Here is a 24,845-nt window from a genome sequence, read left to right as displayed (position 1 = left end):
TTGTTGAACGAAGCCGCTTTGCGGCAGGAACAAGATAAAGCCATCCTTTTGCCCCTCATCCTAAATACTTGCTAGACGCGCCCTGCTTCGGTCGCAAACCTAGGAGTATCATCATGAACACTCACGAACAACAACGCTTTGATTTTCTTTATGAACAACATCTTACCAACTTAACCTTGCAAGGCAAGCGACCAGCAACCATCGATGCTTACAGCCGAGCCATACGTCGCATTACGACGTATTTTGACTGCTGCCCCGATACCCTGACTACCGATGATTTGAAGCGCTATTTTGCCGATTTGATTGCCTCACACTCATGGAGTACCGTCAAACTCGACCGCAACGGCTTGCAGTTTTTCTACTTTCACGTCCTCAACAAATCTTGGCAGTGGCTTAATATTGTTAAGCCACCCCAGGTGAAACACCTGCCCGATATCCTCACGCCCTGCGAAGTCGCGATAGTTATCAGCCTCACGCGCCAGCTGCGTTATCAGGTCTGTTTCTTAACCTTGTACAGCATGGGTTTGCGCCTAGGGGAAGCGATATCATTGCAGGTTGGAGATATTGATGCAGGGCTGATGCAAGTGCATATCCGTGATGCTAAAGGTGGCAAGGATAGACTGGTGCCGTTACCTCAACGCACCTTGTTAGCGTTAAGGTACTATTGGCGCACCCACCGTCATCCTCGTTTGTTGTTTCCAGGTAAAGATAATCAACCTGACTCACTCATGGACAGAGGTGGGCTCCAAAAAGCCATGAAGCAAGTCATTTTCGAGTGCAACATTCATAAAGCCATCAGTCCGCACAGTCTACGCCACAGTTATGCCACCCATTTGCTGGAGCAAGGACTCGATTTGCGCTCGGTGCAAACACTGCTCGGCCATCATAGCCTGAATACCACCGCCCGTTACACGCGGCTCACTGATATCACCCGCCAAAATACCTGTGAGGCGATTAACCAACTGACCAACGACTTGGCCTTGAGGTGGAAGTGCAGCTTATGAGCCAGTTTATCGATATTTTACGCCAACATCTGGCGGATTTTCGGCGGCGTTATGCCCATCAAATCACCCCAGAAATGCAGGATGCTATCCATGCCATGCTCAGTTGTAGTTGCAACACGGCGAGGGTTAGCTGCCCACTCGAAATGGGTGGTCGATTGTCAGTTCGTCGGTAAAGGTGCTCCTGCACTGCAATATCTGTCGCGCAACCTTTATCGGGGCGTTTTACCCGACAGCAGTATTTGTCGTCATGTCGATAATCAGGTGAGCTTTACCTATCAAGACAGTCAGACTCGTTGCCAACAAGTACGCAGCTTGCCCGCGGTCGAATTTCTGTGGTTGATATTACAACATGTGTTACCCAAAGGATTACGGCGAGTGCGTGACTCTTTTCATAAAGAATGGCTTACTGCGAGGCAACGCCAAAAGCTAAGGCAACAAATCCAACTGATGTTGGCTGTCACAGGTGCAGTGTTCCCCGTGTTACCTGAGGTCAAACGTGCCTTAGCAGTGCGCTATTGCCCTTGTTGCCACCTCGCGATGCATTTTATGGGCGTTCATATGCGTCATCGACCGACAGGGGCTAATATCACCGCCTAAGGCGAGAAGTATAAGGATAACGGGTTAACCAAACAGAATAAGGACTCGATAACGTCTTGATGAACAAGTGATAAAAATATTAGCTCGTTCGCTAAGGGCGGGTCATGTCTGCATAAAAGTCTCTTTGAAAATAAGACTTTCGCGAGCACAAATTCTCAATCCGCTATTTGCATAATAAAGTGTCAACAACCAGCATCGGGCTTGTTCAACACTTGGGATAAGGTCGCGGCTACGCGCGGCCTATCCTTATTTGTTAGGAAAATTCTCGCTAACTCAAAGCAATTGTCACCAGTGATGTAATGATACCTACAACAATACCAGTAGCTAACGCTGATAACCTATCATTTCTGCGAGTTCTATAGTCACTTAAGTAGATATGACCTTGCGCAGAAAGAGCAAACTTTTGGTCACTAAGCTTTTGCTTGTTACCCATTGCTGTAAACTGTCTATCGCCATCAGATGCTGACTTTCCAGCACTGTGACAGGCATAAAATTCTCTGGCGAGTAACTGTTCTTTAAGGTCTACTTGTTCTCTCTGCTGAAAGAATTCATCGTCTAACAAATTATTGGATACTAGGAACGCGATAGGATAAAAGTCTCTATGATCATTATAGTTTTTAGGGATTAGCTTCGATAATTCAGACAACGAAACCTCTCCTTTCTTATCGATTAGTTTCAGCAACCTAATTACTGTATTACCCACAAAGTCTCCTTGAATTTCCTAACGCCTTAATAAGCGGATAAAACTTGCTAGACGCGCCCAGCTTCGGTCGCAAACCTAGGAGTATCATCATGAACACTCACGAACAACAACGCTTTGATTTTCTTTATGAACAACATCTTACCAACTTAACCTTGCAAGGCAAGCGACCAGCAACCATCGATGCTTACAGCCGAGCCATACGTCGCATTGCGACGTATTTTGACTGCTGCCCCGATACCCTGACTACCGATGATTTGAAGCGCTATTTTGCCGATTTGATTGCCTCACACTCATGGAGTACCGTCAAACTCGACCGCAACGGCTTGCAGTTTTTCTACTTTCACGTCCTCAACAAATCTTGGCAGTGGCTTAATATTGTTAAGCCACCCCAGGTGAAACACCTGCCCGATATCCTGACGCCCTGCGAAGTCGCGATAGTTATCAGCCTCACGCGCCAGCTGCGTTATCAAGTCTGTTTCTTAACCCTGTACAGCATGGGTTTGCACCTAGGGGAAGCGATATCATTGCAGGTCGGGGATATTGATGCGGGGCTGATGCAAGTGCATATCCGTGATGCTAAAGGTGGCAAGGATAGACTGGTGCCGTTACCTCAACGCACCTTGTTAGCGTTAAGGTACTATTGGCGCACCCACCGTCATCCTCGTTTGTTGTTTCCAGGTAAAGATAATCAACCTGACTCACTCATGGACAGAGGTGGGCTCCAAAAAGCCATGAAGCAAGTCATTTTCGAGTGCAACATTCATAAAGCCATCAGTCCGCACAGTCTACGCCACAGTTATGCCACCCATTTGCTGGAGCAAGGACTCGATTTGCGCTCGGTGCAAACACTGCTCGGCCATCATAGCCTGAATACCACCGCCCGTTACACGCGGCTCACTGACATCACTCGAAAAAACACTTGTGAGGCGATTAACCAACTGACCAACGACTTGGCCTTGAGGTGGGAGTGTGGCTTATGAGCCAGTTTATCGATATTTTACGCCAACATCTGGCGGATTTTCGGCGGCGTTATGCCCATCAAATCACCCCAGAAATTCAGGATGCTATCCATGCCATGCTCAGTTGTCGTTGCAACACGGCGAGGGTGAGTTGCTGGGGACTATGGCTTACTGCAAGGCAACGCCAAAAGCTAAGGCAACAAATCCAACTGATGTTGGCTGTCACAGGTGCAGTTTTCCCCATGCTACCTGAGGTCAAACGTGCCTTAGCAGTGCGCTATTGCCCTTGTTGCCACCTCGCGATGCATTTTATGGGCGTTCATATGCGTCATCGACCGACAGGGGCTAATATCACCGCCTAAGGCGAGAAGTATAAGGATAACGGGTTAACCAAACAGAATGAGAACTCGATAACGGCTTGATGAACAAGTGATAAAAATATTAGCTCGTTCGCTAAGGGCGGGTCATGTCTGCATAAAAGTCTCTTTGAAAATAAGACTTTCGCGAGCACAAATTCTCAATCAGCTATTTGCATAATAAAGTGTCAACAACCAGCATCGGGCTTGTTCAACACTTAGGATAAGGTCGCGGCTACGCGCGGCCTATCCTTATTTGTTAACTGAATTATTACTGAGCTAATTCTGACTCCAACAATACGTCGATACCTGATTCATTAATAGAATAATGGTATAGAGCATTACCCCAACTATCATGTTCAATTGTTTTTTCAATATAACCAAGGCGCTCTAGCTTTATCGCAGCCAAACTAAGTTTGTTATCATCACCACCTATATCGCTACAGATTTGGAAAAAATTTCGCCCTTCTGGATGGGAAGTATGTGAGGATAAGACAGCCGATAAAAATGCAAGATCAGCTTCTAAAATTGGATAATTTTTTGAGTTCACTTCTACAACTGTATTAGCTTTGAGAGACTCTCTATTCAGTAAACCAAGCCGTTTAACTTCAGCTTTGATTAATGAACAAGCCCTATTGGTTGCAGAGACAAGATCGCCATCACTTCGGTTTGCTTCATAATCAGCAGGCATCAACCCCAAAAGATCTGTAGGAAGATACATTTCTTGATTTCTGGGTTTGATAAAAAATGTACGCTCTTTTCCAATAGCCCCAACAAACAATCCCATTTCGAAGATAACGTTGTCTCTAACCACATGCTGCTCGCTACTTCTAATTGTAGCGATATCATCTGGAGCAAAAATAAACAAAGCGAAATCAACAGCTGAAGACTTGGTTACTAAGTCATCAACACTTGTTGATGACAATTTAAAAGTTCCATTTTTCCAAATAGTAACTTCAAATTCATGGTCTAAATTGACATTAATAGCCTCTGCTACACCTAGACTTTCTACTGATGACGCTATGAATATTCGTGGTTTTCTCATCTAAATTATTACCTAACAAAGCAATTAGCTGCATATTTCTGGACTGTGGTCATTATCACTTAATCAATTGATAATTAGAAGAAAGTTTAAATAACAACAGATAGACTCCGTACAAGGCAGCTCGGATTCAGCTAACATTTGTATAATGCGCATGCGCACATATTTGGCAAAACGCGCATGCGTATTTAATAAACCTATTATTTAAAGTTTACTAAATTAAAGCTATTGATTTATAAAGGACTCTATCAGAGCGGCTCTGGATAAACGAGCACTAGAATTTGAAAATGAGCATTGATACTGATGTCTTATCGAAAGAGATTAATGACTGCCATTTATTGATTAGTAACAGTAGGTCAACTGGCTCGTCAGCTGTTTTATGCTATTTATCGGCTGCAACTGATAAAGGGGCGTAAATGTGCCAGAACGGATCAGCCTGACCGAGTTGGCCGAAGCGCGTGGATCAGACTAGGCAAGTCTGATCCACGGTAAAGATTGTTGTACTGACCACTTACATGCAGCTGCGCAGCCATGGCTAAAGCGGCAACACCTTCATCAACAACTCAAGCGGCAATAGCGCCTCTTAAGGCTGCTTTTGGATGACTAAAGTCACAGTGGCGACTGTGACGCCAAACTTGTTGATATCACTCTTATTTATCATGGTGCGCTCATCAATGAGATACATCCAATCATCAAACTCGACTTCATAGGTATCGCCATCCACAGGCAATAACATTTGATAGCGCCACTGCAAGGCACTACCACGCGCTTCGCCTGTTGCTACCCCCAAAATATCTGCGGCCGTACCTTGATATTGGCCAGCGTCTAATTCAGTTAAGGTCCAAATACGGCGCTGCGTCTCACCATCATCATACACAAAGGCTTCATCTAAGGTGCCAACGCCATCGCGCCACTGGCCTGTCATAGTCACCACAAAGCGGCGCGTCACCTTACCTTGATAATCTTGCACCATGCCATGGGCGGTTAACTGACCATCAAAAAAGCGCGATAACACTAATGTGGGCTGAGTGCCTTGATAGTCATCAATATCGACACTGCCGCAGCCAGACAATAACAAGGTTGAGCCGAGGCTCACAGCCAGCAACAAACGTCTTAGCAGTCGCATGATTTTTCCCCTATCAGTTCAAGGCGCAATTGTGGGTAACTGGTTTGTGGTGACAACCAAATGGCTAAAAAGCTATTACTAAACTGCTTGTCAAAGCTTGGGCCAATTTTGTCGCCATTAAAGTAAAACTGGCTCATGCCATCGCTATCCCACTGCAAGGCTAAGCTATCGCCCGCGGTAACATTCGGCCAAAACCTTGCAAGCTCAGTGAGCCAGCGCTGGCCGCCATCTGTCATTAAGCCCAAATGCTGCCACTGCTCACGGGTGGCATCGAGTAAATCCGTGGCGCTGATTTCGCGCTGATAACGTATCTCTAAAGTTAGCGGCGGAGTTATTCCCTGATATTGCCCACTTGGGGTTAATAAGGTCGCCACATAAACATCAAACCACATTAATGACATTTGCGTGCGCCCCACTTCCAGTGACACAGGTGCAATCTCATCTGCGCCGTCATCAGAGTCGATGGCCTCTGCCATATCGATGGCAATAGGAATAGTGATGGCAACTGCGGCTTTAGCATCGGCATAAGCGCTGCCAACGCTAGCTAGGCTGACTAACAAACTGCTAAGGACTATCAATGAGAGTTTCACTGTGGTGAACCTTGGTTATCGCTCGATGGATGATGAGGTTGATGTTGAGATTCTTGATAAACAATTGATTTTATATAAATAAACACTAAGGCCCATAGTGGTGCTAGCACCAATAACAGCGTGGTTTCACTCCAATTAGAGCTAACCGCGCCAAGCTTAAGCCCCGCGATATAACTGCCGCTGCCGCCAATAGCGCCCACTAAGGCGACAGATAGCCATGACCAGCGCCACATGGGCTGCAAACTGTATAAACAACTTAAGCCAAAGTGACACCAAAGTAAGGCAAGCCATAGAGGTAAATCGGTAAACACTAAGGCGCCGCCATAATTAAGCAAGCTATCTAAAAGCACGCCCGGCATAGCAATCGCCAGCATAAATACGCCATCGTAAATTCGGCGCCGACTAACGCTTAGCTGGGCGATTAATACTAGACTTGCGAGCCACACCGCCTCATTGCCTTGCAATATCAGTAACCACCACACCAGCTGAAAGCGCGCAGCATCAAGCACTATGAGTTTGAGCGAGATAACTTGCTCGCGCCCGCTTTGCCAGCCATCAAATATACTGCTGCGCCGGATTGACATTAGTGACTCGCAAACGCTAATGCTTGCGCTAAGCGGTACTCAGGTTTTACCGCCACAAGATGCACAGCACTAGTGGTGCGCTCCAAAAATCCGCCTTCGCAATAACTTAAATAGAATTTCCACATCCGAACAAAGTCATCGCCATAACCTAAGTCTTTAATCTTGCTGATGGCGTTATCAAAATTGCTGTGCCAGTCATTCAAGGTGCGGGCATAGTCAAAGCCAATATCATCTACGCTAAACAGCACCATATCGGTTTGCTTAGCTAAACATTGGCTCATGCGCGTTACGCTCGGTAAGCAGCCACCGGGAAAGATGTATTTCTGAATAAAATCAACACTGCTCCTATATTGATCATAGCGTTGGTCACTAATAGTAATGGCTTGGATCAGCATGCGGCCATTGGGTTTTAAGCGCTGATTAAGCATCTTAAAGAAGCCGGGTAAGTATTCATGCCCCACAGCTTCTATCATCTCGATAGACACTAATCTGTCGTATTGCCCGGTTAGTAAGCGGTAATCTGAAGTTAATAACGTGACGCTATCTTCAAGCCCTGCCGCCGCCACTTTAGCGTTAGCGTAGCTATATTGCTCTTCAGAAATCGTAGTGGTGGTTACTTTCACCCCATAATGCTTAGCGGCATAAATGGCCAAGGCGCCCCAACCTGTGCCGATTTCAAGCAAGGTCATGCCGGGGTGCAAGTCTAAACGCTCACAAATAGTGGCAAGCTTTATTTGCTGCGCCTCTTCAAGGCCGGTATTCACATCAGGATAAATAGCGCTGGAATACAGCATGTCGCTGTCTAAAAACTGCTGATACATAGCGTTGCCTAAGTCATAGTGCGCCACGATATTGCGCTTGGAGCCACTAACACTATTGCGATTAAACACATGTTTTACGCGATTAACAGGCTTTACCAGCCAAGACCACGCTTGCTCAAGCTGCTCAAGTACAGCTAAGTTGCGGGCAAATAGCTGGATCACCCGAGTGACATTTGAGCTCTGCCAATGACCAGCAATATAAGACTCACCTGCGCCAATGGAGCCTGATAACAAGACTTGGCGATAAAAGGCTGGGTTAATGACATGAATATCGGCATGCAATAGCGCGTGACTATCACCAAAATGCTCAGTGCCATCACTATCGGTAATGCGCAGAAAACCTTGGGATAAATGCGTTAACGCCCGCTTAATTAATCGCTTAGCCACACCCTCTGAAAGAGTCTGTGCCGATGCACTACTCACAGCATTATCCATGGTTACTTCTCCTGTTTGCTGGGATGGGCCATAAATGGCACCCGCTTAAGCCATAATTTGAGGGCTTGCCAATAAATACCCGCCATAATTTTTAAGGTTAATAGCGGGAATCGCCACAACCACTGCCTGAGGTTAATGGCGGTAAAATCCTTTTTGACCAATGACATAGATGCCATAAATAGTTTTTTATCACGGCGATTTTCAATCACTAAGTTAATCTCGTCACCAGGCGCTTCGACGTTGAAGTGATAATCCATATCTAAGCTCATAAAGGGCGACACATGAAAGGCCTTAGTAATAGGCGCGTTGTTATTGATATCAATAAGATAGCAATGCCTTTGATCCCATGGGGTGTTACTCACTTCCGCCAGTAAATAGCGCAATTGACCGCCGCTATAGCAGTAAAAGCAATTAATCGGGCTAAAGTAAAAACCAAAGTGACGCACTTGTCCGGCAAAAATAACTGTATCTACCTCAGTGTTAGCCCCAAGGGCACGCAGCTTAGTTAACACTCTTTGCTTTAACGACTGTGGGCTAGCATCAAGATTTATGTTGTCATCACGTAAATAATCGCTGCCGTTAAAGCGCAGCAAAGCCCAACGCTGACTTGAAAACAGGCGGCTAACGGATTCTAATGCTGCTAACTCATCTAAATTAATGAACATCAGCCCCAAGTCATAAGCAAACTTATGACCCACACGCCCAAAGCGCTGATGGCGCACTAACCCTGCATATAGGCCACTGGCTAATGGCTTAGTGCTCAACTGGGCACTTAGCATTAAAGCGTCACTCCAAAATGCCGGCAAACATCAAGGGCGCTATTAACGCCATCTTCATGAAAACCATTAAGCCAATAAGCCCCAGCAAAGTGAGTGTGGCGCTGCCCACTAATCTCATGTTTGCGAGAGGCCGCGGCAAAACTTTGCTGATCAAATACTGGGTGGGCATAATTAAAGGTGCGTAAAATCTTACGCTTATCTATTGATGCGGTTTGATTTAAGCTCACGCAGAACACAGGCGCTTGGTCAGATAACCCTTGCAGAATATTCATGTTATAAGTGACAGCCGCAGGGCTAGAGCTGTCTCTTCTACACAAATTATTAGCAAAAAATGGAACTTTCTTGACTGGCGATGATCAGATCATGCAAATTCACTCACTTCATCATTTTTAATGTCAATTTTTAACCCGAACAAATGGGCATATGATCACTTTCATCATGCTGAGCTAGGTGATAAACGACGAGCGGCAAGGTTAACCGTCGTCGCTGAACACATGGCGGTTGGCAGCGGTAAATCGGTTGCCAGATCTTGTAATGGTGAAGATGCCAAACTCGAAGGAGCCTATCGATTGATCCGCAATGATAATGTTAGCCCATCTATGATCAGAGCCGCCGGTTTTGCTCGCACCGCCCAAGCGATTGAAAATATAAATGAAATACTTGCTCTCGAAGACACGACAGCCCTGAGTTATAAGCACAGTGTGGCGTCTGAATTAGGGAAATTAGGCAAACCTACCGATAAGTCTCGTGGTTGGTGGGTTCATTCTGTCTTGCTACTGGATAGCCATACTTCTCGGACCTTGGGCTTGATCCACCAAGATTGGTGGTGTCGACCTGATAATCCCAACGAGGCCGATGAAAAAGAGAGCGGTAAATGGGCCGATGCATCCTATTTTACGCGGCAACGCTTGCAGGCTCACATGTCGCGAGTGATCTCAGTGTGTGATAGAGAAGCGGATATCATGCATTATTTATCGGATAAACAATCACATAGTGAACGGTTTGTGGTGCGGGCAAAACATGCAAGAAACCTAGTAGAATACGAGGCTAAGCTGTTTGAGCACATGGATAGTCATCCCGTTACCGGCGGATACACCATCGCCATCCCACAAAAAGGCATAAAGGAAGCCAGTGGGAAAAGCAAGAATCGTCCCTCGCGAACAGCCAAACTCACCCTCAAAGCCAGTGCGGTTAACATCAAACATAATCGTCAGCAGCATGCGATTAATGTGGTGTACGCACAAGAGCTCAATCCTCCCCAAGGTGAAGATGGACTATCTTGGATGCTACTGACCAGTGAGCCGATTGACACGTTGGCGCAGCAACTTCATGTGATTGATATTTATACCACTAGATGGCGCATTGAGGACTTTCATAAGGCGTGGAAAACCGGCGCGGGGGTTGAAAGGTTACGCATGACATCGCCAGACAACCTTGAGCGAGCGGCCTCGATACTTTGCTTTATTGGTGTGCGGCTACTGCAACTTCGGGAAGTGATGAGCCTGCCAATTTATCTGAGAAAAAGAGGGCAAATCGAAGCAGCGCAAAGCATGGAAAATCAAAGCTGCAGCAATGTCTTAGAGAATGATGAATGGCGAGTACTGATGCAGCTCTACAAGCCAAGGGGACATAAAGGCAAAGAAGCCCCAAATATGAAGTGGGCTTATCAATCCTTGGCCAAACTAGGAGGCTTTAATGATAGCAAGCGCACGGGAATGGCCAGCTGGTCCACGATTTGGGAGGGATGGGATGATCTTCAGGCTCAGGTAAAGGGGTATCGCTTAGCCAAAGCCCTATTTGAAGCCGGAGAAACGCTATGAGATCTGATCAAGAGACAGGGGCTAGAGCTATCGCCATCTAAGCGATAATTCCAACTCGCCCAAGCCGCGCGCCGCTGCGGCAACAGACGCGCATCGGTATGCAGCACCACTTCGTTATTGCGATAAAGCATTTGGCTTAAAATGTCATGTTCAAGCTCAGAGGCATCTTCTAACATCGCCAAGGCTTGATTGCTGTGACATGCCAAAATCACCTCATCAAAGCGATATTGCTCACCAGAGTCCGTCACTAAATCAACGCCGTTATTAGTGCGCTTAATGGATTTGACGCTGGTATTGAGCTTTATCTTGTCTTTAAATGGCGCAATTAGCCCTGGGATATAACTGCGCGAGCCACCTTCAAGCACATACCACTGCGGTCGATTGGTTAATTCCAGCAAGCCGTGGTGGGCAAAAAAACGGATGAAGAAACGCAATGAAAACGCGCGCATATCATTAAGGCTAGATGACCAAATGGCAGCGCCCATAGGCAAAATATAGTGCTCGCAAAAGAACTCACTAAAGCCTTCTAATACTAAGAAATCACCTAAGCTGCTGGCGGGGAAATTATCGGTTTGATAGTACTTTTTGCATAAGCCATTAAAGCGCACTATTTCACTTAAAAAATACCAATACTTAGGCTTAAACAAGTTAGATTTTTGGGCAAACATACTCGCTAAGGTATGGCCATTGTATTCAAGCCCAGTCGTAAGGTTACGCACTGAAAAGCTCATTTGGGTGGGCTTGGGCTTAACCGCAATTCTGGCTAATAGCTTTTCAAAATTGGGGTAAGTTCTATCGTTAAACACAATAAAACCTGTATCTATGGCGTACTTATTACCATCAAGTTCAACATCAATAGTGGCGGTGTGGCCGCCAATATAATTATTGCTTTCAAATACAGTAACGTCATAGCGCTCACACAATAAATGAGCGGCGGTTAAGCCCGAAATCCCTGAGCCGACAATGGCAATCTTGTTCATTTCTTCAATCCCTTTGAAGTGCCTGAGCCTGAATTAGCCTTGGGCTGCAAGCGAATTAACTTATGCCACCAGCGCTTAGGCAACCACGCCAGCAACTTCATCACAGCGATAAAGCGACGTGGAAAATTAATGGCGTATTGTTTTTTTTCTATGCCGCTCATAATGACGCGCGCGGCTTGCGCAGCACTAATACGCATTGGCATAGCAAAATTATTTTTATCCGTGAGCGGCGTTGCCACAAAGCCTGGGGATATGCAGCTCACACTGATGTCATGCTCTGCTAAATCTACGGCTAAACTCGCGGCCAAATAACTCAGCCCAGCTTTAGATGCGCCATAAGCTTCGGCGCGCGGCAAGCCTAAAAAAGTGGCCGATGAACTCATTAAGGCCAAATGCCCGCCCTTGGCCACTAAAGGTAAAAACGCAGCTAAGCAGTAACCGGTTGCTATCAAGTTGGTATGAATAACGCGGGCAAATAACTCATCATCAAACTGGCGGGCATCATCTATGTATTCACACACGCCAGCATTTAAGATGATGATATCAAGGGGCGCTGAGATTAAGCTCGCGACATTACGCCCGGCCTGATACACTTGCTCACGATCATCAATATCAAAGACAACAGGTGTTACCCCAGTTAAATTCTGTAAACGCTCGGCGCTGCGACCACAAGCAAATACCTGATAGCCTTTAGCGACATAATCCGCGGCTAACTGCGCGCCTATGCCGGAGCTCGCGCCAGTAATGAGTACAGATAATGGCTTATTCATGCGCTCACCAACCGGCGGTTGATGATGTTAATGGCAGTGCCTAATAGCGGCACATGCCGATAGAGCATTTGCCCAGCATCAAAATAATCGCGATGACACACTATCTTGTCGTCACCTTGACGCAAATGGGTCATGCCGCTCACGCTTATCACTTGGCCGCCATTAAGTTTGGGGTGAGTAAAGTGCATCACCCACGTCAGCGCCGCATCATCCCCGGCGGTAATAACTGTCTCAATCTCAAAGCGCAGCGACTCGACATTGGCATAAATCCCAGCGAAATAACGCTGTAAGGCACTGAGTCCCTCGATTTGGTGTAAGGGATCAGTAAATCGAATCTCAGCGGCGTAGACCTCAGCGAGTAAATGCAAATTGTGTTTATTTAACACTTGATACATGTCCACAAATTGCTGCACCCAGGGCGCTATGCTTATCTCTTTTGCTATCAAGATGTTTACCTCAGATAGTTGTATTCAAGTTTCTAAACTCAAGCACTTAGCTCGCTTTCATCACCGCATACGCCTGTAATGCTCGCGCTCTGGCCATGCCATGCTCGACCATAGGCGCGGGATAATGAGACGCGCCGCTCATAGCGCTTGCACAATCATCATTGCCATCATTGCCATCATTGCCATTAACGCCATTAACGCCATTAACCGTATGCAAATGCAGATCTTGCAGTTGATGTATCTGTTTAGTGCTAGCTCTTGCTAATTCAGGCAAGTAGCGCCGAATAAAGCTGGCATCTGGGTCGTATTTTTGGCTTTGCAGCAACGGATTAAACACCCGAAAATAGGGCTGGGCATCACAGCCAGTGCCTGCCGCCCATTGCCAGCCACCATTGTTGGCGGCAAGATCGGCATCTATCAAATGCTTGCTGAAATATGCTTCGCCCCAACGCCAATCAATCAGCAAATGTTTAGTTAAAAAACTGGCGGTTACCATGCGTAAGCGATTGTGCATCCAGCCCGTTTGATTTAATTGCCGCATAGCGGCGTCCACTATGGGGTAACCGGTTTGCCCTTGACACCAAAGTGCAAATTCCGCGCTATTGTTGCGCCACTGAATGGCATCGCCTTTGCGGTTAAAGTTATGGTTACGGCTAAGGCGCGGGCATAGCACTAATAAATGGCGATAAAACTCGCGCCAAATAAGCTCATTCACCCAAGTTTTAACCGCGCTATCCTCTGAAAAGGCATCGCTATGGTGCTGCAGTAGCGCTGCAAAACATTGGCGCGCCGATAACACTCCAAGGGCTAGCCAAGGCGATAACTGACTGGTGCCAGTTAACGCCGGAAAGTCGCGCTGCGCGCCATAGTGCGCGGCGCCGCCTTGAATAAAGTGCTGCAACTGCTGATGCGCTGGCGCTTCTCCTGCTAAAAAATGGCCAGAATCTACTTTAAGCGCCCGTATGACTATAGGTTTAGGGGAAGGTAGCGCCGCCGCAAAAGCGACTGGCACAGCTAATGGCGAAATGGCGCGGCTATCGCTTGCCAGTAATTGCAAAGCTTGGCGTTTCCACTGCCGACTAAAAGGCGTAAATACTTGATACATAGTGCCAGCGCCCGTTAACACTGAGCCTGGCGCTAATAGACAGTGCTCGTCATATAAGGTGAGGTTAACCCTTTGACTCACATACTTATCGCGCTGGCGCTCATTCCATTCCGCCTCACTATGGGCATAGACACCAACCACTTGCTGCTGCGCTTGATAATGACTAAACCACTGAGGTATCTCACTAAAATCCGCTAATTCCACCACTTCAAGCTCAAGCCCTAGGGCGGCAAGGGATTGCGCTAACAGATTTAAATGCCGCTCAATAAAATCTAAGCCAATGGCAGCTTGCTGATGCTGCTGCCACTGTTTTGGCGTCGCAATGTATAAGCATTTAACCTTATGCCCTTGGGCGCGGGCTGAGCTCATGGCTTCAAATAAGGGCCTATGATCTGCCACTCGTAAGTCGCGCCGATACCAAACCACATGCGTGCTAGTCATTGAGGCTCTCGCTGTTACTATCACTATCACTGTCGCTATCGCTATCGCTGGCATTAGCAATGGTGCTGTTAACACCAGCGCAGTTAGCACCAGCATGCGCCAATACCTGACTAAGCTCTGCCCAGTTAAGCGGTTGATGGCAGCCACTGGAATCCCATAACGGTGCGAACTGACCCACTAAGTAGCGACCGCGTTGTTGAGAGACAAGTTCGCTGTTATTTGCCATTAGCGGCAAAGCATCTAAGTCTTCAATATCTAAAGGCAAATGCTTAGGCCCAGCGACCACTAGCCAGATGGATGGAGTAATACGCGGCGCTAATAACCTTATTTGTGGCCAAGGCAGTGAGCCAAAATTCACAAAGGCGCGGCCTTGTTGACACAATTGCCAGCACAATTGCCAGCTATCTAAATCATCACTGCCCGGCAATGCCAGCACAGCAATAGAAGGTTTTTGCCGAATAGCAGGTTTTAAACGCCAATCGAGTTGCTGCTTAAGCCAGACACTTAAGCCGTGGCCATCTTGGCGCTGAGCCAGCCATTGGGGCAATTGCCGCAACCAAGGTTCAAACAATTGTTGCTGCAGCATCAACCACGGATAATGGGCTTCATATTCATCCAATAAATGATGCAATTGCGAGGCGTTAACGTGACTTAATGCGTGCAATAACGCCTGCTGCTGTTGCAGCCATTCATTATCAAGTGGGTAAGATGAAACTTGAGGCGTATTAAGCAGGGGGCGAATTTTACTGATACTGACCCCAGCCTCCAGCCAATGGATAATTTGCGCAATTAATTCAATATCCGCTTGGCTATATAATCTATGCCCCTTAGGAGTTCGCTCTGGCACTAATAGGCCAAAGCGGCGCTGCCACGCCCGTAACGTAATAGAATTCACCCCTGTCATTTTAGAGACTTCGCCGATACTAAAGCGCTCAGCGTGAATGAACTTATCATGGGCAATCATGGCGTTATAACCCATACCTGAGTTTAAGCACTTGCGGATGCGGCTGCAGGTACACTTGGTCGGCTATGTATTGGCAGGAAAACTCGCGCACATAATGATTAATCAAGGTGATAGGCACTAATAACGGCAATAGTCCTTCGTGATAATCCATAATGGCCGAAGTAAGCTCAGCTTTTTGACTGGCCGATAACTGCTTTTTAAAGTAGCCCTGAATATGTTGTAAGGTACTGGTTTGATTTTTACGGGATGCGTGACACTTAAGCGCCGTCATAAAGCCTGTAAAATACTCGTGGGCGACCTCATCAAGATTATCTTCCATAGTGGCCAGTAATGGCCCAAGCTCGCGATAAATGACCTGATTATGTGCCATCAGCAAGTATTTGTAGCGCGCGTGAAACTGCAATAACTGATGCTTAGTTAGCCCTGCTGCTCGCATGCTTTGCCACTCATGGTAGGCATAGACTCGGGTAAAAAAATTATCGCGAATATGGGGATCATTAAGCCGACTGGTTTCTTCCACTGGCATTAACGGATAAGTCGCCATTAATTGGCGAGCAAACACACCAACGCCTGTCTTAGTGGCATTATTGGTGCCCACTGCGTACTCATTGACCCGCTCCATGCCGCAAGTGGGCGATTTTGCGCAAAATAAATAACCGCCTAAATTCGCAAGTTCAGGCACGGTTCGTTGACTGAAGGCTTGCATTTTTTGGGTAACATCTAAGCTTGCATCGGCGCTTTGCAGCAAAATGGTGTCGTTATCGCACACTAAGCGAATGCTTTTACGAGGCGCCCCCATGCCTATGGCCATTTCAGGGCAAATAGGATGAAAATCAAACATGTCCTTAAGATCATACAGCACATAAGTTGAGCGTTTATGACCACCATCAAAGCGAACTTCTTGCCCGAGCAGGCAAGCGCTGATCCCAAGCTGAATTCGTTGCGGGGTAAATGCGTACATAACTACCATCCTTGTATTGCTTTAGGGGTATACACCACAAAGTTATACAAGATTTACAATTTCGTACAAGTATTAAACATTAATGTTTTTATGTAACACGTGTTTGTGGCGTTTGAGCGCCCAATTTCGCCAGCCCAAATAAGACGTTTTGACCTAGGTGTGGACAAAAGGCGGCGCCTGCTTAAAAATAGCCGCGCGTATTGGTAACAATTTTCTGAATACCCCCTAAAAACCCGCGATAAATTTGGCATTAATTTTGCCTTAAGTGGTTGATCTTTTTATTAGGCAAACGACATGTCCCACGCTATTCCATCTTCTTCTTGGCGCCAATATGTTACAGACTCACAGGCGGCATTTGCTGACTTAGGCACCTTTTTGCCTTTAGTCTTGGGCTTAATTGCGCTCAATCAATTTTCCGCTCAAGGCATATTTTTAGGTTTTGGTGTGTTTGCCTTAGCGAGCGCTTATCTTTATCGCCGCCCTGTGGGCATACAACCGATGAAAGTGATAGCGGCCGTGACTATTACCGCAGGCCTTACTCCTGGGGTGATGCAAGCAAGCAGCATGCTCATCGGCGGTATTTTATTATTGCTGGTCGCCTTGGGCGCCATTCGCTGGCTAGCGCAGCATTTATCCCCTGCCATTAGCGCAGGTATTCAGTTAGCCGTAGGTTTACAGCTAATGCTGCTTGGCTTAAAGCATGTTGAAGCTCAGTGGTGGATGGGTGGACTCACCTTATTAGCGCTGTGGCTGTGCCGCAATCAAGCACTCAAGCATTTAATGATCCCAACCATTATCTTAGGCGGCATGTTCATCGGCTGGACTCAAGTGGCGCAATTACCAGTATTGGCGCACAGTTCAGGCATCAGCTTAAGCATGCCAAGCTGGAATGAATTTGAAGTGGCAGCCAGCATGCTAGTACTGCCGCAACTCGCATTAACCTTAACTAATGCTGTGATAGCAAGCTCAGTAATTGCCAAGCACAGTTTCCCTAACGATAACCCCGAGCGCTTTACGCCGTCACGGTTTGCCATTAGTTCGGGGCTGGCCAATATTTTGCTCGCTCCCTTTGGCGCTAGCGCTATGTGCCATGGCGCAGGCGGTATGGCAGTGCAAACTCACTTTGGCGCGCGCACTTTTTTTGCGCCGCTCACCTTTGGAGTGGTGTGCTTAGCCATAGCCTTGTTTGGGCATCAAAGTGCGGCCTCATGGCTGAGCTTAATTCCGCTGCCTATGCTTGGCGGTTTATTGATAGTGGCAGGCTTGCAACTTGCTAATGCTAAACCCATTTTGCCGCTACTGACTTTAGTGGCTAATCGTATTCGCGGCCAAGGCGAAGCCATTAACCTTAAACGTGGCTATTGCCTTATCGTCATAGCCACCACAGCGCTGGTGTGTTTATGGTTAAACCCAGCCTTTGGCTTAGTGGTTGGGTTTATTCTAGAAAGTCAGCGCCAACGTGTGATGGCGCTCTGTAATCGCAGCGCGCCTAGCTGTTAATTGAGCCGCTAATTTAGCCGATTGCCAGGCTCATCAAACACGCCAACACTTGGCTGCGCTTGCCAATACATGACAACACATGACAAAAAAAAGCTAACTCAGAGAGTTAGCTTTTTTGTTACTCGGCAGATTGCAATGGCTCAGCTAAATGTCAGCTTTGGCCACAATTGCTGCTGTCATTTACATCGCTTGAATCACTTCAGTTGCTTGAATCGCTTCAGTCTTAAGCCGCGCTTGGCTGAGCGCGTCTTTTACTCCAAAGCTCTAAGCCCCACACTAAGCCTATGCCCACCAGCATACACAGCACAGCTAACGCTAATTGCGATGGTTGGCCGACGGTTTGCTCAAAGCTCCATGGGCTTAAGTTTTGCTCCAGCAGCGGCGTTTGATGACCACTAGAATTGGTGCGCCAAGTCAGCACTTGTTTCCATGGCCAAATTTTACCTAACGTGCCAAGCATTAAGCCGATTAAGAACACTAAGGTAGCATCATGAAAATGGCGCAACAAGGCCGATAACACATGGCTAAAGGTTAAAATGCCCATTAAGGCGCCGCAGCAAAAGATAAACATAATATTCAGATCAAGCGCCTTCACCGCACCTATCACAGGTAAGTACAAGCCCAGCAATAACAAAATAAAGCTGCCTGAAATTCCAGGTAAAATCATGGCGCAAATGGCAATGGCGCCGCCAAAGAAGATATTAACTGGGGTGGCCTCAACACTAATAGGGCTCAGCACAGTAATAGTGTAAGCCGCCGCAACGCCAAGGATAAATAATGCTAATCGCCCCCAAGTAAAACCTGAGACTTGCTTGAGCATGTGTACCACTGAAATTAAAATCAGGCCAAAAAAGAACGACCATACAGGGATAGGGTGAAACTCAAGTAAATAGCTGATTAACTTAGCCAAAGTGAGAATACTAGTAAGGATGCCCGCTAACAAGCTGAACAAAAATGGACCATTAAAGTGCAGAAATGCGGCTTTTAGCCCTTGTTTGCGAAATACGCCCCATAAGCTTGGGTTAATGCGCTTAACACTCTCAAGCAGGGTATCTAAAATCCCTGTGATAAAGGCGATAGTCCCACCTGATACACCCGGCACAACATCGGCAGCCCCCATGGCTAACCCTTTAAAATAAATCAACAAATACTTCAAAGTAAAATCCTTATAGTGATACTGCGGCCAATTATAGAGTGCTTGACCTAGGTCGGTCTATGGCAAAGCTTTGCTAGCGCGCAATGTAAACTCAATGTTAAGCTTGTTATCGGTCGTGATCACGCACTTTTGCGTCAATGCCATGAATTAACCGCTTAACAATTCAGGGTACTTTTCGTTTGCAAGGATATGGTAATGCAGAATAATAAAATCCTACAGCTCTATCAAAAATGCACTAAATGGCCGTTTGGCGATAAATTGTTTTCTCGCTTGATTTGTCGCATGGCGCCCTACTTTGGCACAGTTAAGCCTTTGATTACTGAGCTTACCCCCAACCATTGTGAATTGGTCATCAAAAAACAGCGCCGCGTGCATAACCACATAGGTACTGTGCATGTGATTGCCATTTGTAATGGCCTTGAAATGGCCATGGGCGCGCTAGCGGAGGCGACTATCCCTGCGCATTTACGCTGGATACCTAAGGGCATGAGTGTTAACTATACCGCCAAAGCGGGTAGCGATATTCGCTGCGTAGCAAGCACTCAGGCTGATGCTTGGCAAGAGGGTGATCTTGATGTGCAAGTGAGCGCTTATGATAGCAAGAATGTCGTGGTAGTGACTGGCACCATTAAGCTTTGGATCTCAGCTAAGCCGAATAAACCTAGCCATTAATGTATCCTCCAGCCCATATGCAAACGCCGCCAAGTGTGCCATCCACCAAGCCCTTGGCGTTATCTCCCCTTGATGACTCAAGCCTTAGCACTTCTAAGTTAGCACTTGAGCCACTTAACTCTGTTCCCCATGCCGCAACGCGCATTGCCGCACTCGATATGCTGCGCGGCATAGCGCTACTTGGCATCTTGCTGGTTAATATTTATAGCTATGGCAGCCTTTACCCTTATTTACCTTTATGCCAAGGCGCGCAGTCCAGCAGTGATTTTTGGCTAGGGGCATTATCTTCTAGCTTATTTGAAGGCCGCTTTATCAGTTTGTTTGCCATGCTATTTGGCGCAGGCTTAGTGCTGCAAGCTCAAAAACTTGGCGATAACGCCTATCCCCACATGGCAGCCCGAATGAAGGCATTATTACTGATTGGCTTAGTGCATGGCTTTTTTATCTGGCCTGGGGATATTTTAACGAGTTACGCCTTATCGGCCTTGGTTGTGTGGCATTACCAAGGTTTAACCCCCATGCAGAAATGGCAAAAAGGCTGGCTATTTTTTCATATCGCCATGCTAGTGCTAGCGCTACTGGCCTTAACGCCGCGCGAGCTACCAAGCCGTGATTCACTCTCATTTATTCTTATTTATCAGCAATGGAGCGGCTCATTGGTATCGCAGCTAATAGCCAACGCTGAGTATATGGGATGGTACTTACTCAGCTATCCATTATCGACGTTATGGCTAACCGCGGGGTTAATCTTGATGGGGCAAAGCCTATTGGAACGTGGTTATTTCGAGCATGGATTTACGCGCCAACAAGTGATTAGTAGCCTTGCCATGGCGATGCTATTAAGCGCTGTCGCCATCATCCTTAATCAAGCTAGCAGCCATAGCTTGCAAGCACTGGCGGAAGTTGTCATTTACTATGCCGCGCTTCCTACCGCCTACCTGTATATTCATGTCGTTGCGACCACTCTTAAACCAAATTCATGGCTCGGGCGGACACTCGCCAATATTGGCCGCTTGGCTTTATCCTTGTATTTACTGCAATCGATGATCGCAAGCGTGATTTTTCGCCACCTCGCACCTCAATGGCAACTCACTTTTGATCGCCAAGATTATTTGATGCTCGCCATCGCTATGATCTTGCTTCAAATATGGCTCGCAAATGCGTATCTTACGCGCTTTACCATCGGCCCCGCCGAATCATTGTGGCGCAGCTTAAGTGTTAGATTTTATTCTAGAACTTAAGCTTAATCGCCTAGGATACCTTGTCATGCAACCTTCTGTTTTAAGCCTTGGCGTTATTGTTAGCGGCTTATTTTTAGGCTTATTGCTACTAGCCGCGGCCTTGAACGACTTACCTTGGCTTCTTTGTGGCTATTATTTTGCCCTTAGCCTTATCACTTTTGTTATGTATGGCCGCGATAAAAAAGCCGCCATTAATGACAATTGGCGCACGCCAGAACTGCACTTACATCTATTAAGCTTAAGTGGCGGTTGGCCAGGGGCATTATTAGCGCAGCACTGGTTACGCCATAAAAATCGCAAAGGTCGTTTTTTAGTCGTGTTTGTGCTAACCCTATTATTAAACCTTGGCATATTGGTGGGGTTAATTATCTTTATCCCTGAGATAGCAAACTGGTTAAGTGCCGTAAACTCGCGCTGATGCAATAAAATAATGAGGCAAGATAATGAAGCTGTGGCGAGTAATTAAGGTAGTGCTTGTAACTAAGATGATGCTTGTGAGTACGTTTGCGCTCTTTACTAGTAGCGTCTTTGCCAATGATGCCAGGCTTAACCATACCAAGGCAGTGGATTGCGACCAAGCCTATAGCACCATTGAAATTAACGAGTGCGCCGCGCTGACTTTAGCTAAGGCGCAGGCGCAATTAACTGAGTATCTCGCCGCGAGCTTAACCCATAATGCTGATGACACCGAGTTAGTCGCTGCCATTAATACTGCGCAGCAAACGTGGCAGCAATATATGACTGCTCAGTGCGATGCTATTTATACCCAATGGCGCGATGGCAGCCTTCGCGGTTTAATGGCGCTCAGGTGCAAAACCAAGTTGACTCAGCTTAGAACCCATGAAATTTGGGAAAACTGGTTAACTTATATGGATAGCACCCCACCCGTATTACCTGAGCCCACGCTAACGACAATTAACAACCAGTAGTGACAACCTCATAGCCTGGTAAGTCAAACTGCTTTTTGCTAAAAGCATACTTTAGGTAACACTGCGACTGCTCAATATTTTGAATGTCGCTAGTTCCAAAGGCCGGAGCCCCTCTAGGGGTTAAATAAGCCTGAGCAAATACGCTGGCTGTACTTAATACCGTCCAATCGGCAGCATCAATATTCATGACTTGTTCAATATTCCAACTTGACCCTTGAATGTGGCCAAAATTCAGACTGACTTTTTTACCATCTAAAATGATCCATGAGCCGACTTGGTTATGAACATCTTGAAACGCCAACGCCTCTTTACCTTCTAATGCGGCTTTAGAAAAAACCAATTGATTGGCGGCTTTAAGCTGGCCTTGCATATCATAAATCGCCGCCGTTAATGCTTCGCTTTTGAGGCCGATAAATTTAGGGGCAGCAACTACCGCCAAAATGGCGAGAATAATAATAACGACCACCAGCTCAATCAGGGTAAAGCCAGCGGTATTTCGGGTGCAGATCATGATGGCAATCTCAGTAACGTCATGTGGACAAAGTAAGTAAAACCGCTAAGCCATCAAAACCCTCAACGCGGAGTAAACAAGAGCAAAGCAGATAAAAGCGCGAGATTGTAATCGATTTTACCTAAGCGCAAAGTGATCATTTGTTTATCTAACGCGATTATTGCGATTATTACTTTTATTGAGATTTGGATGTCGGAGTAGTCACAGTCACTATTACTAGGGGCGCTAAGAAATAGGAAGCGCACCTTAAGTGCTAATGCTGCTAATAGCATTTGAGTGATGTGATATACAGATGCAGACACTGGCTCGCAGAGCTAACTCGTTAATTTAGCGGTAAAAGACAGTTGCCTATTGGCTAAAACTAAGGACAATAGCCTGAGCCCTATGATTCAGTCCCTTTATTGATGGATAACAATACAATGAAAATGATATTAGCTGTCGTAGTGATCGCCTGCGTGGTGTTTTACTTTTATAGCAACTTCAGCAACAACAAGGCCGCGGTCGCTAACATTGAACAAGGCGCCGCCTTTTTAGCCGACAATAAATTACGCGAAGGCGTAATTACCACGCCATCGGGTTTGCAATATGAGTACTTAGTCAATGCTGACGGTGAGCAGCACCCAAAAGCGACGGATACTGTCACAGTTCATTACCACGGCACCTTGCTGGATGGCACTGTTTTTGATAGCTCAGTCGAGCGTGGTCAAAGCATAGATTTTCCGCTTAATCGCGTGATTTCAGGCTGGACCGAAGGCGTGCAGTTAATGACTGTGGGCGATAAAGTGCGTTTTTATATTCCTAGTACCTTGGCTTATGGCAATCGCAGCGCTGGCAAAATTGCGCCAGGCTCTACCCTGATTTTTGATGTTGAACTGCTCGCCATCAATTAATTAGGCTTAGGCGTCCCCTGATTAAATAACTAAACGGGCAAGCTGATGGCTTGCCCGTGTTGTTAGTGACGGTTTAATCAAGCTTGATAACCAAAAGGGTCGTCTATGCTGTGGGATGGTTCAGTAAACCACTTAGGGCCATTGGCCGTCATATAGAAATGATCTTCTAAGCGCACCCCAAATTCTCCCGGCAGCACCAGCATAGGCTCGTTTGAAAAACACATGCCAACTGCCAGCGGTGTTTTGTTGCCTTTCACTAAATAAGGCCACTCATGAATATCCATACCTATGCCATGGCCAGTGCGGTGCGGCAGTCCAGGTAACTGATAATTGGGCCCCATGCCAGATGCTTCAAGTACTGAGCGCGCGGCTGCATCAGCTTGCTCACACGGCGCGCCGAGTATCGCAGCTTCAAATGCGGCGCCTTGGGCGGCTTTTTCTAATGCCCACATCTTACGCTGACGCTCATTAGCTACGCCGTAAACATAGGTTCTAGTAATGTCAGACTTATAACCAAACAGCTGACAACCGGTATCAATCAGCACTATCTCGTTTTCATCTAAACACTTAGGGTGACTAACGCCATGGGGAAATGATGAGTCTTGCCCAAATAACACTATGCAAAAGTAAGATCCCGCCGCCGCGCCTACACGCTTATGGGCTTCATGAATAAAGGCTTCCACTTCTTGGGTGCTAATGCCAGAGCGTAAAATGCGCGCCGCGGCTTTATGCACCACTAAGGTCATGTCTTTTGCGCGCTGCATAATCGCCAGCTCTTGCGGCGATTTATGCATGCGGCACCCTGCGGTGACAGGTGTGGCGCTGCGCCATTGATAGTGAGTAGCAGCTTGACGCAGTCCATCAAACATAAAAAAGGCGGTTGACTCATCTATGCCAATATTGCCTTGGGTTATGCCCATGCGCGCAAGTACTGCAATGGCTAATGCATACGGGCTTTCATCTTCTTGCCAAGTATTCACTTTGCCTTGAATTTGCATATAGCCTTCAAGGGTGCCAACTTCAAAAAATGGGGCAATATATTCAAGCTCACCTGTGGCCGGGATAATAGCGCCAACCATGCGTTCGCTGGCATACCAACTAGTGCCAGTAAAATAGCGTAAATTAGTGCCAGCATTGACATAAATAGCCGCGAGGCCGTGCTCCTGCATTAATGCCTGCGCCTTCATCACCCGCGCGCGTAATTCATCCAGCGAGATATCGTCAATGCCTGCTGTCATATCAGTTAATGCCGCCAATTGCGTTGCCGCATCACTGCCGCCAACGCCGAGCGTCTTAGATTCCATGGTCATGTATTGCCCTTAAGATAGCATCAAAAATCAGTGGCTAGTTTTAGCATAAAGATGGCTATTTTTCAGTGATTAATTTGTAAGTCAGTTGGCTAGACTAGCCCACAGCCTTAGCGCCAATGCCATACATTTAGCTCAACAAATTCAGCGAGCACC

Annotated in this window: 24 protein-coding genes and 4 pseudogenes; 11 read left to right on the top strand and 17 right to left on the bottom strand. The window is 46.8% G+C overall.

Translation table 11 applies throughout. The annotated features are described in order from the left end of the window. Positions 1–113 precede the first annotated feature (113 nt). Entirely contained in the window at positions 114–1,004 is an 891-nt protein-coding gene (locus FJQ87_RS05670) for a site-specific integrase (protein WP_140931370.1), read from the top strand. Positions 1,005–1,145: 141 nt separating this feature from the next. After that, positions 1,146–1,601: pseudogene (locus tag FJQ87_RS05665) on the top strand (transposase); the annotation flags it as partial. 268 nt (positions 1,602–1,869) lie between these two features. Here the strand turns inward: FJQ87_RS05665 and FJQ87_RS05660 are convergent. Continuing rightward, positions 1,870–2,304, bottom strand: a complete 435-nt coding sequence (locus FJQ87_RS05660; RefSeq protein WP_140931367.1) for a hypothetical protein — start codon at positions 2,302–2,304, stop codon at positions 1,870–1,872. A gap of 89 nt (positions 2,305–2,393) precedes the next feature. On the opposite strand from FJQ87_RS05660, the gene FJQ87_RS05655 reads away from it, so the two are divergent. Further along, positions 2,394–3,284, top strand: a complete 891-nt coding sequence (locus tag FJQ87_RS05655) for a site-specific integrase (protein WP_140931364.1) — start codon at positions 2,394–2,396, stop codon at positions 3,282–3,284. 138 nt (positions 3,285–3,422) lie between these two features. Continuing rightward, positions 3,423–3,625: pseudogene (locus FJQ87_RS05650) on the top strand (IS91 family transposase); the annotation flags it as partial. Between the two features lie 265 nt (positions 3,626–3,890). On the opposite strand, the gene FJQ87_RS05645 reads toward FJQ87_RS05650, so the two are convergent. The 7 genes and pseudogenes from FJQ87_RS05645 to FJQ87_RS05615 all read right to left on the bottom strand — a co-directional run. Then, the gene (locus FJQ87_RS05645; RefSeq protein WP_140931360.1) at positions 3,891–4,664 is read right to left on the bottom strand and encodes a nucleotide-binding protein; all 774 of its coding nucleotides are present in this window, start codon (positions 4,662–4,664) and stop codon (positions 3,891–3,893) included. A gap of 580 nt (positions 4,665–5,244) precedes the next feature. Continuing rightward, positions 5,245–5,787, bottom strand: coding sequence for a DUF3833 domain-containing protein (locus tag FJQ87_RS05640; protein ID WP_140931357.1), 543 nt, complete (start codon positions 5,785–5,787; stop codon positions 5,245–5,247). Further along, positions 5,775–6,377: a chalcone isomerase family protein gene (locus tag FJQ87_RS05635; RefSeq protein ID WP_140931354.1), complete on the bottom strand. Its 603-nt coding sequence runs from the start codon at positions 6,375–6,377 to the stop codon at positions 5,775–5,777. Before FJQ87_RS05635 ends, FJQ87_RS05640 begins: the two co-directional genes overlap by 13 nt. Next, positions 6,374–6,961, bottom strand: coding sequence for a DUF2878 domain-containing protein (locus tag FJQ87_RS05630; protein ID WP_140931350.1), 588 nt, complete (start codon positions 6,959–6,961; stop codon positions 6,374–6,376). Before FJQ87_RS05630 ends, FJQ87_RS05635 begins: the two co-directional genes overlap by 4 nt. Beyond that, positions 6,961–8,217 (bottom strand): cyclopropane-fatty-acyl-phospholipid synthase family protein, encoded by a 1,257-nt coding sequence (locus FJQ87_RS05625; RefSeq protein ID WP_140931348.1) that lies wholly within the window; start codon positions 8,215–8,217, stop codon positions 6,961–6,963. The genes FJQ87_RS05630 and FJQ87_RS05625 overlap by 1 nt, the downstream gene beginning before the upstream one ends. A 2-nt stretch (positions 8,218–8,219) precedes the next feature. After that, on the bottom strand, positions 8,220–8,996 hold the full coding sequence (locus FJQ87_RS05620; protein WP_140931345.1) for a DUF1365 domain-containing protein: 777 nt from the start codon (positions 8,994–8,996) through the stop codon (positions 8,220–8,222). Continuing rightward, positions 8,996–9,289 (bottom strand): annotated as a pseudogene (locus FJQ87_RS05615) (FAD-dependent oxidoreductase); the annotation flags it as partial. The gene FJQ87_RS05620 and the pseudogene FJQ87_RS05615, both read right to left, overlap by 1 nt. A 99-nt stretch (positions 9,290–9,388) precedes the next feature. Between FJQ87_RS05615 and FJQ87_RS05610 the strand changes: the two are divergent. Beyond that, on the top strand, positions 9,389–10,816 hold the full coding sequence (locus FJQ87_RS05610) for an IS4 family transposase (protein WP_140930426.1): 1,428 nt from the start codon (positions 9,389–9,391) through the stop codon (positions 10,814–10,816). A gap of 29 nt (positions 10,817–10,845) precedes the next feature. Here FJQ87_RS05610 and FJQ87_RS05605 read toward each other — a convergent pair. The 6 genes and pseudogenes from FJQ87_RS05605 to FJQ87_RS05580 form a co-directional block, all read right to left on the bottom strand. Then, positions 10,846–11,796, bottom strand: a pseudogene (locus tag FJQ87_RS05605) (FAD-dependent oxidoreductase); the annotation flags it as partial. Next, positions 11,793–12,566, bottom strand: a complete 774-nt coding sequence (locus FJQ87_RS05600) for an SDR family NAD(P)-dependent oxidoreductase (RefSeq protein ID WP_140931340.1) — start codon at positions 12,564–12,566, stop codon at positions 11,793–11,795. The pseudogene FJQ87_RS05605 and the gene FJQ87_RS05600, both read right to left, overlap by 4 nt. Then, entirely contained in the window at positions 12,563–13,012 is a 450-nt protein-coding gene (locus FJQ87_RS05595) for a nuclear transport factor 2 family protein (RefSeq protein ID WP_240778846.1), read from the bottom strand. Before FJQ87_RS05595 ends, FJQ87_RS05600 begins: the two co-directional genes overlap by 4 nt. A 46-nt stretch (positions 13,013–13,058) precedes the next feature. Next, positions 13,059–14,558 carry a deoxyribodipyrimidine photo-lyase gene (gene phrB / locus FJQ87_RS05590; RefSeq protein ID WP_140931337.1) on the bottom strand — a complete coding sequence of 500 codons (1,500 nt, stop codon included), beginning with the start codon at positions 14,556–14,558 and terminating at the stop codon, positions 13,059–13,061. Beyond that, positions 14,551–15,522: a MerR family transcriptional regulator gene (locus tag FJQ87_RS05585; protein ID WP_168195144.1), complete on the bottom strand. Its 972-nt coding sequence runs from the start codon at positions 15,520–15,522 to the stop codon at positions 14,551–14,553. The genes phrB and FJQ87_RS05585 overlap by 8 nt, the downstream gene beginning before the upstream one ends. Positions 15,523–15,526: 4 nt before the next feature. Further along, positions 15,527–16,483: a DUF523 and DUF1722 domain-containing protein gene (locus FJQ87_RS05580; RefSeq protein WP_140931331.1), complete on the bottom strand. Its 957-nt coding sequence runs from the start codon at positions 16,481–16,483 to the stop codon at positions 15,527–15,529. A gap of 294 nt (positions 16,484–16,777) precedes the next feature. Between FJQ87_RS05580 and FJQ87_RS05575 the strand changes: the two genes are divergently transcribed. Then, the gene (locus tag FJQ87_RS05575; protein ID WP_140931328.1) at positions 16,778–17,983 is read left to right on the top strand and encodes a molybdate transporter family protein; all 1,206 of its coding nucleotides are present in this window, start codon (positions 16,778–16,780) and stop codon (positions 17,981–17,983) included. Positions 17,984–18,206: 223 nt separating this feature from the next. Here FJQ87_RS05575 and FJQ87_RS05570 read toward each other — a convergent pair whose 3' ends face one another. Next, entirely contained in the window at positions 18,207–19,139 is a 933-nt protein-coding gene (locus FJQ87_RS05570) for a DUF368 domain-containing protein (protein ID WP_140931325.1), read from the bottom strand. Between the two features lie 189 nt (positions 19,140–19,328). Between FJQ87_RS05570 and FJQ87_RS05565 the strand changes: the two genes are divergently transcribed. From FJQ87_RS05565 to FJQ87_RS05550, 4 genes are all read left to right on the top strand, one after another. Beyond that, positions 19,329–19,811 carry a hotdog fold domain-containing protein gene (locus FJQ87_RS05565; RefSeq protein ID WP_140931323.1) on the top strand — a complete coding sequence of 161 codons (483 nt, stop codon included), beginning with the start codon at positions 19,329–19,331 and terminating at the stop codon, positions 19,809–19,811. Continuing rightward, positions 19,811–21,052, top strand: a complete 1,242-nt coding sequence (locus FJQ87_RS05560; RefSeq protein WP_140931321.1) for a DUF418 domain-containing protein — start codon at positions 19,811–19,813, stop codon at positions 21,050–21,052. The genes FJQ87_RS05565 and FJQ87_RS05560 overlap by 1 nt, the downstream gene beginning before the upstream one ends. Positions 21,053–21,077: 25 nt before the next feature. After that, the gene (locus FJQ87_RS05555) at positions 21,078–21,470 is read left to right on the top strand and encodes a DUF1294 domain-containing protein (protein WP_140931319.1); all 393 of its coding nucleotides are present in this window, start codon (positions 21,078–21,080) and stop codon (positions 21,468–21,470) included. Positions 21,471–21,540: 70 nt separating this feature from the next. Further along, positions 21,541–21,981, top strand: a complete 441-nt coding sequence (locus tag FJQ87_RS05550) for a lysozyme inhibitor LprI family protein (RefSeq protein ID WP_140934001.1) — start codon at positions 21,541–21,543, stop codon at positions 21,979–21,981. On the opposite strand, the gene FJQ87_RS05545 is transcribed toward FJQ87_RS05550, so the two are convergent. Next, positions 21,968–22,492 (bottom strand): type II secretion system protein, encoded by a 525-nt coding sequence (locus tag FJQ87_RS05545; RefSeq protein WP_140931317.1) that lies wholly within the window; start codon positions 22,490–22,492, stop codon positions 21,968–21,970. The two genes, FJQ87_RS05550 and FJQ87_RS05545, sit on opposite strands and share 14 nt — an antisense overlap. A 419-nt stretch (positions 22,493–22,911) precedes the next feature. Here FJQ87_RS05545 and FJQ87_RS05540 point away from each other — a divergent pair, with 419 nt between their 5' ends. After that, positions 22,912–23,382: an FKBP-type peptidyl-prolyl cis-trans isomerase gene (locus FJQ87_RS05540; RefSeq protein WP_140931314.1), complete on the top strand. Its 471-nt coding sequence runs from the start codon at positions 22,912–22,914 to the stop codon at positions 23,380–23,382. A 77-nt stretch (positions 23,383–23,459) separates the two neighbouring features. On the opposite strand, the gene FJQ87_RS05535 is transcribed toward FJQ87_RS05540, so the two are convergent. After that, positions 23,460–24,692: a Xaa-Pro peptidase family protein gene (locus FJQ87_RS05535; RefSeq protein ID WP_140931311.1), complete on the bottom strand. Its 1,233-nt coding sequence runs from the start codon at positions 24,690–24,692 to the stop codon at positions 23,460–23,462. Positions 24,693–24,845: the final 153 nt, after the last annotated feature.

Source organism: Shewanella sp. SNU WT4 (assembly GCF_006494715.1).
In the GTDB taxonomy this organism is placed as follows: Bacteria; Pseudomonadota; Gammaproteobacteria; order Enterobacterales; family Shewanellaceae; genus Shewanella.
This window is presented reverse-complemented; position numbering and strand designations above follow the sequence as displayed.

Coding starts and splice junctions, on each gene's coding strand:
- FJQ87_RS05670 (WP_140931370.1), top strand. CDS start 114: ATGAACACTCACGAACAACAACGCTTTGATTTTCTTTATGAACAACAT.
- FJQ87_RS05655 (WP_140931364.1), top strand. CDS start 2,394: ATGAACACTCACGAACAACAACGCTTTGATTTTCTTTATGAACAACAT.
- FJQ87_RS05645 (WP_140931360.1), bottom strand. CDS start 4,664: ATGAGAAAACCACGAATATTCATAGCGTCATCAGTAGAAAGTCTAGGT.
- FJQ87_RS05640 (WP_140931357.1), bottom strand. CDS start 5,787: ATGCGACTGCTAAGACGTTTGTTGCTGGCTGTGAGCCTCGGCTCAACC.
- FJQ87_RS05630 (WP_140931350.1), bottom strand. CDS start 6,961: ATGTCAATCCGGCGCAGCAGTATATTTGATGGCTGGCAAAGCGGGCGC.
- FJQ87_RS05625 (WP_140931348.1), bottom strand. CDS start 8,217: ATGGATAATGCTGTGAGTAGTGCATCGGCACAGACTCTTTCAGAGGGT.
- FJQ87_RS05620 (WP_140931345.1), bottom strand. CDS start 8,996: ATGCTAAGTGCCCAGTTGAGCACTAAGCCATTAGCCAGTGGCCTATAT.
- FJQ87_RS05610 (WP_140930426.1), top strand. CDS start 9,389: ATGTCAATTTTTAACCCGAACAAATGGGCATATGATCACTTTCATCAT.
- FJQ87_RS05600 (WP_140931340.1), bottom strand. CDS start 12,566: ATGAATAAGCCATTATCTGTACTCATTACTGGCGCGAGCTCCGGCATA.
- phrB (WP_140931337.1), bottom strand. CDS start 14,558: ATGACTAGCACGCATGTGGTTTGGTATCGGCGCGACTTACGAGTGGCA.
- FJQ87_RS05585 (WP_168195144.1), bottom strand. CDS start 15,522: ATGATTGCCCATGATAAGTTCATTCACGCTGAGCGCTTTAGTATCGGC.
- FJQ87_RS05580 (WP_140931331.1), bottom strand. CDS start 16,483: ATGTACGCATTTACCCCGCAACGAATTCAGCTTGGGATCAGCGCTTGC.
- FJQ87_RS05575 (WP_140931328.1), top strand. CDS start 16,778: ATGTCCCACGCTATTCCATCTTCTTCTTGGCGCCAATATGTTACAGAC.
- FJQ87_RS05565 (WP_140931323.1), top strand. CDS start 19,329: ATGGTAATGCAGAATAATAAAATCCTACAGCTCTATCAAAAATGCACT.
- FJQ87_RS05560 (WP_140931321.1), top strand. CDS start 19,811: ATGTATCCTCCAGCCCATATGCAAACGCCGCCAAGTGTGCCATCCACC.
- FJQ87_RS05555 (WP_140931319.1), top strand. CDS start 21,078: ATGCAACCTTCTGTTTTAAGCCTTGGCGTTATTGTTAGCGGCTTATTT.
- FJQ87_RS05550 (WP_140934001.1), top strand. CDS start 21,541: ATGCTTGTGAGTACGTTTGCGCTCTTTACTAGTAGCGTCTTTGCCAAT.
- FJQ87_RS05545 (WP_140931317.1), bottom strand. CDS start 22,492: ATGATCTGCACCCGAAATACCGCTGGCTTTACCCTGATTGAGCTGGTG.
- FJQ87_RS05540 (WP_140931314.1), top strand. CDS start 22,912: ATGAAAATGATATTAGCTGTCGTAGTGATCGCCTGCGTGGTGTTTTAC.
- FJQ87_RS05535 (WP_140931311.1), bottom strand. CDS start 24,692: ATGACCATGGAATCTAAGACGCTCGGCGTTGGCGGCAGTGATGCGGCA.